This window comes from Pseudomonadota bacterium (assembly GCA_034660915.1).
GTDB lineage: Bacteria > Desulfobacterota > Anaeroferrophillalia > Anaeroferrophillales > Anaeroferrophillaceae > DQWO01.
The window spans coordinates 1-4,422 of sequence record JAYEKE010000061.1; the positions used below are offsets into that span (position 1 = coordinate 1).

Sequence of the window (4,422 nt, forward strand, 5' to 3'; positions counted from 1 at the left end):
ATTAACCTAAAACCTTAATTTTACTCAGCTAAATGCTAAGAGCTAACTGCTAATTGCTTAACTTGGTTATAGTTGAAATCATCCTCCATTTAAAAAAGCAAGCACCTTGCCGGATAGCATAATGACCAGCCAAAACCACCATTTTGACGAGCAGCTTCAAACGACAGACCAGCAGCAACTCCACGAACCACCGCTCTATCTGGTTTTGCTCCATAATGATGATTATACCACCATGGATTTTGTTATTGATATTCTGGAAAATATCTTTCATAAAAGCCCGGCCGAGGCCACCCGAATCATGCTCTCGGTTCATCGCCAGGGAATCGGCAATTGCGGTGAATACCCCCGCAGCATTGCTGAAACCAAGGTCACCACGGTCACTAAACTGGCCCGCAACCACGGCTTCCCGCTGCTCTGCAGCATGCAAAAGGCTTAACTGATATGATCAGCAAAGATTTAGAATATACCATTCTTGCGGCATTTCGCGAAGCCCAGAACCGGGCCCATGAATACCTCTGCGTTGAACACCTGCTCTACGCCCTGCTGCATAATGATTACGGCACTGAAATAATCAGGGATTGCGGTGGCAATCCGGAAGTTTTGAAGCGACAGCTGGAAATCTATTTCAATACCAGGATGACATCCCTGCCGGCCGATAAACCACAAGCACCGGTTGAGACCATGGCTTTTCAGCGCTTGATCCAACGTACCATCCTCCATGTTCAGGCCGCCGAAAAAGAGGAAGCGGGAATCGGGGATATGCTTGGGGCAATATTTGAAGAGGAAGACTCCCATGCCTGCTATTTTCTTCGCCAGCAGGATATTACCAGGTTGGTGGTCATCAATTATCTGGCCCATGGAATCAAAAAAGACGGAGAGCTTCTACCGGAAAAGAAAAGCCATCCGGACAGTGACAGGAAAAAGAAAAAAAAGCGGGAGGAAGACAGTTTTCTCGAAAAGTTCACCCTCAACCTGCTGGAACAGGCAGCAGATGGCCACATTGACCCGCTGATTGGTCGCCAAGATGAAATGCAACGCACCCTGCAGGTGTTATGCCGACGGCAGAAAAATAACCCCATCTATGTAGGAGAACCAGGGGTAGGGAAAACTGCCATGGCTGAAGGCCTGGCTTTACAGCTTTTTAGCGGCGATGTTCCCGATATCCTGAAAGATTTTGAAATGTTCACCCTTGACCTGGGGGCCCTGCTGGCAGGAACCAAATTCCGGGGCCAGTTTGAAGAACGACTCAAGGGGGTGATCAGGGAATTACAGCAGAAAAAGAAGGCTATCCTGTTTATTGATGAAATTCACACCATTGTCGGTGCCGGAGCCACCAGCGGCAGCTCCATGGATGCCTCAAATATTCTCAAGCCCTTTCTGGCCAACGGTAATTTTCGCTGCATCGGAGCAACCACTCACGAAGAATATAAACTGAATTTCAGCAAAGACCGGGCACTGTCCCGGCGCTTTCAAAAAATCCAGCTGCCGGAACCCAGCATCGATGAAACCATTAAAATTCTTCAGGGTTTGCGCCAACGCTATGAAGAGCACCATAACATATCCTATACCCAGGCAGCATTACGGACAGCGGCCGAACTGACCAGCCACTACCTGAATGACCGTTACCTGCCTGACAAGGCCATTGATGTCATAGATGAGGCCGCAGCCGCGGTTCAGCTCCTGCCGGTAAGTCAGCGACGCAAACGCATCACCCCAACGGATATTGAACGGGTTGTTTCCCTGATTGCCAGGGTTCCGGTGCAAAAAGCAGACAGTAAATCACCGAATAACCTGGTCAGCCTGGAGAACAACCTGAAAAGACTTATTTTCGGTCAGGACCAGGCAATCTCAGCTTTATCCAAAGCGCTGAAAAGATCCCAGGCCGGCCTCAACAACCCGGATCGACCGCTCGGCAGCTTTTTGTTTACCGGACCTACCGGAGTTGGAAAAACTGAAGTCAGCCGCCAGACGGCCGCCCTCCTGGGGGTCAAATTTATCCGCTTTGACATGAGCGAATACATGGAAAAGCATGCGGTAGCCCGGCTGATTGGTGCCCCTCCGGGCTATGTTGGTTTTGACCAGGGAGGCCAGCTGACCGAGCAGGTACGCAAACATCCCCACAGCATTATTTTATTGGATGAAATTGAAAAAGCACACCCGGATATCTTCAATATTCTCCTGCAGATCATGGATTACGCCACCCTCACTGATAACAATGGTCAAAAAGCTGATTTCCGCCATACCATTCTGATCATGACCAGCAACGCCGGGGCTCGGGAAATGGCCGGCAATTCTATCGGCTTCGGAGAACTTTCTCAAGATGTAACGGATAAAGGCAGGAAAGCGCTGGAAAAACTTTTTGCCCCGGAGTTTCGCAACCGGCTGGATGAAACAATCTTCTTTCAGCCGTTGGACCAGGATATCATGATCAGGGTAGTAGATAAATTTCTCACCAGGTTAGACCATTTTCTTACCATGAAAAAGGTGGAATTCTCCATCACCGACAAAGCCAAAATCTGGCTGGCCGGAAAAGGTTACGACCCGAAGTTCGGCGCCCGCCCCCTTGATCGGCTGATCCAGGACACCATCAAAGATCCCCTGGCTGAAGAAATACTTTTCGGTAAGTTAAAAGGCGGCGGCAGGGTCCGGGTAAAGATAAGCGGCAGCCGGCTGGCTTTTTCATTCCCGGATGCTTAAAATAAATCTCCGGGGATGTTCCGGCATGGCTCTCGCTCATTCTCGCCGGCCGTCCATGGCGATGCAAGTCAGAAAGTTGAAAATAAATATAACGTTTCGTAGCAATAAAGATCATCGTGCCGGTTTATCAGCTCAATAACAACCTGACATTTCCTCCGCCTGAGATGGCTGAACCTACCGGCCTGCTGGCCATCGGCGGTGATTTAGGTCCGGAAAGACTGCTCCAGGCCTATGCCCGCGGCATCTTTCCCTGGTATTCCCCCGGTGATCCACTCCTCTGGTGGTCTCCCGATCCCCGGACCATCCTGTTTCCCAAAGAATTTCACTGTCCTCGGCGCCTTCAACGTACTGTCCGCCGGCAACGGTTTACCGTCCGGGCTGACACCTGTTTCGCCCAGGTCATAGAAGCCTGCGCCACCATCCCCCGCCAGCATGAAAAAGGCACCTGGATCACAACGGAAATGCAGGCGGCCTATATCCAGCTGCACCAGGCGGGTTTTGCCCATTCTATCGAAACCTGGCAGGATAATCAGCTGATGGGAGGTCTCTACGGCATCTCACTGGGACGCTGTTTTTTCGGCGAATCCATGTTCTCCCGGGTCAGCGACGCTTCAAAAACCGCCCTGGCAATCTTAGTAAAAAAGCTCCTTGATTGGAACTTCCTTTTCATTGACTGCCAGTTTCAGACCGAACATCTGTCACGTTTTGGCGCCCGGGAAATATCACGCCGAAGATACCTCAAGCTATTGGAACATGCCCTTGAGCATCCCTCAAAGCCCGGTCCCTGGAATTTTTGATTCCTCCCCCACCTCACTGCAGCTCCATTGGCTCAATAAGAAGTTTTATGCCCGCAAGAACTTCAGACATCTTTTTTTTTCTGAGACCTGTCCAATTTTTTCAACCAGGTCGGCGTTCAGGCGCTGGTTTGATCCCAGGTTATCAATATGCTCCGTATTGTCAAGCTGACGCCGCCTGATATATGACTGGGCGATATTCTGGTGCCGGGACAGGCTTGCCCTCTGCTCGTGTAGCCTCCAGCCATAGTTTTTTGGCCTGTTGGACCTCGCGCAATGCCTCGTCAGGTGTTTCACCAATTGCGGAGCAAGCCTCAAGGTCGGGGATATCTGCGATGTAACCGTCATCATCTTCTGAATAAAAAATGTTAATATGATAATCGCGCATTATTCATCCTCCAGTTTAAGATTATGCTTCTCAACCAGTCTTAGAAACTGCCGCATTTAATATGGTTTTGCTTGACCTTTGACATTCTGAAGATTAACAAGTTCAGGGATATCGGTTCGGAAGAAAATGTGGTGGCTACCTTCAGTTCTCGACAGCTTAAAACCAAAACCTTTAACAAGATTTACCATATCAGCAAATCTTATGTTTTTAGAACCGCCCATTATTTTTTTAAGCAATTTTCGTCTGTTCATATTTCATCTCTTACTGGCCGAACGAATGAGATAACTGGCACCATGACAATGAGAAAGATTTATGCAGACCAATAATGAAATTAAAGACAATGATTTGCGGGCTGAAAAGTGTCCAGTTTATTGATTTGTTAGACCCTTGATTTTATTCGTTTTTTCGCATTTCGGTAAACTGAATTTTTCTCACGTTTTCCGATTGCAACCACCAATACGGAAATCTCATTATCAATCACTTCATAAACCAGGCGATACCCGCTGGCTCTAAGCTTGATTTTGTAATGATTTTCAAAATCGG

General features: G+C 48.6%; 6 protein-coding genes. 3 read left to right on the forward strand and 3 right to left on the reverse strand.

Annotation, left to right across the window (positions count from 1 at the left end):
• Positions 1-121 precede the first annotated feature (121 nt).
• From clpS to aat, 3 genes are all read left to right on the forward strand, one after another.
• Positions 122-436: an ATP-dependent Clp protease adapter ClpS gene (gene clpS, locus U9P07_03680; protein MEA2108498.1), complete on the forward strand. Its 315-nt coding sequence runs from the start codon at positions 122-124 to the stop codon at positions 434-436.
• A 5-nt stretch (positions 437-441) separates the two neighbouring features.
• Positions 442-2,697 (forward strand): ATP-dependent Clp protease ATP-binding subunit ClpA, encoded by a 2,256-nt coding sequence (clpA, locus tag U9P07_03685; protein ID MEA2108499.1) that lies wholly within the window; start codon positions 442-444, stop codon positions 2,695-2,697.
• Between the two features lie 116 nt (positions 2,698-2,813).
• On the forward strand, positions 2,814-3,494 hold the full coding sequence (gene aat / locus U9P07_03690) for a leucyl/phenylalanyl-tRNA--protein transferase (GenBank protein ID MEA2108500.1): 681 nt from the start codon (positions 2,814-2,816) through the stop codon (positions 3,492-3,494).
• 160 nt (positions 3,495-3,654) lie between these two features.
• Here the strand turns inward: aat and U9P07_03695 are convergent, their stop codons facing one another.
• The 3 genes from U9P07_03695 to U9P07_03705 form a co-directional block, all read right to left on the reverse strand.
• Complete coding sequence (locus U9P07_03695; protein MEA2108501.1) at positions 3,655-3,879, reverse strand: type II toxin-antitoxin system HicB family antitoxin; 225 nt, start codon at positions 3,877-3,879, stop codon at positions 3,655-3,657.
• Between the two features lie 56 nt (positions 3,880-3,935).
• Positions 3,936-4,130, reverse strand: a complete 195-nt coding sequence (locus tag U9P07_03700) for a type II toxin-antitoxin system HicA family toxin (GenBank protein ID MEA2108502.1) — start codon at positions 4,128-4,130, stop codon at positions 3,936-3,938.
• Between the two features lie 128 nt (positions 4,131-4,258).
• Positions 4,259-4,422 (reverse strand): type II toxin-antitoxin system RelE/ParE family toxin (locus tag U9P07_03705; protein ID MEA2108503.1); only part of this gene is annotated, 164 nt, incomplete at its 5' end.

What these genes read in the sequence shown, in the direction of transcription:
- clpS (MEA2108498.1), top strand. Translation starts at nt 122, where the DNA reads ATGACCAGCCAAAACCACCATTTTGACGAGCAGCTTCAAACGACAGAC.
- U9P07_03695 (MEA2108501.1), bottom strand. Translation starts at nt 3,879, where the DNA reads ATGCGCGATTATCATATTAACATTTTTTATTCAGAAGATGATGACGGT.
- U9P07_03700 (MEA2108502.1), bottom strand. Translation starts at nt 4,130, where the DNA reads ATGAACAGACGAAAATTGCTTAAAAAAATAATGGGCGGTTCTAAAAAC.
- clpA (MEA2108499.1), top strand. Translation starts at nt 442, where the DNA reads ATGATCAGCAAAGATTTAGAATATACCATTCTTGCGGCATTTCGCGAA.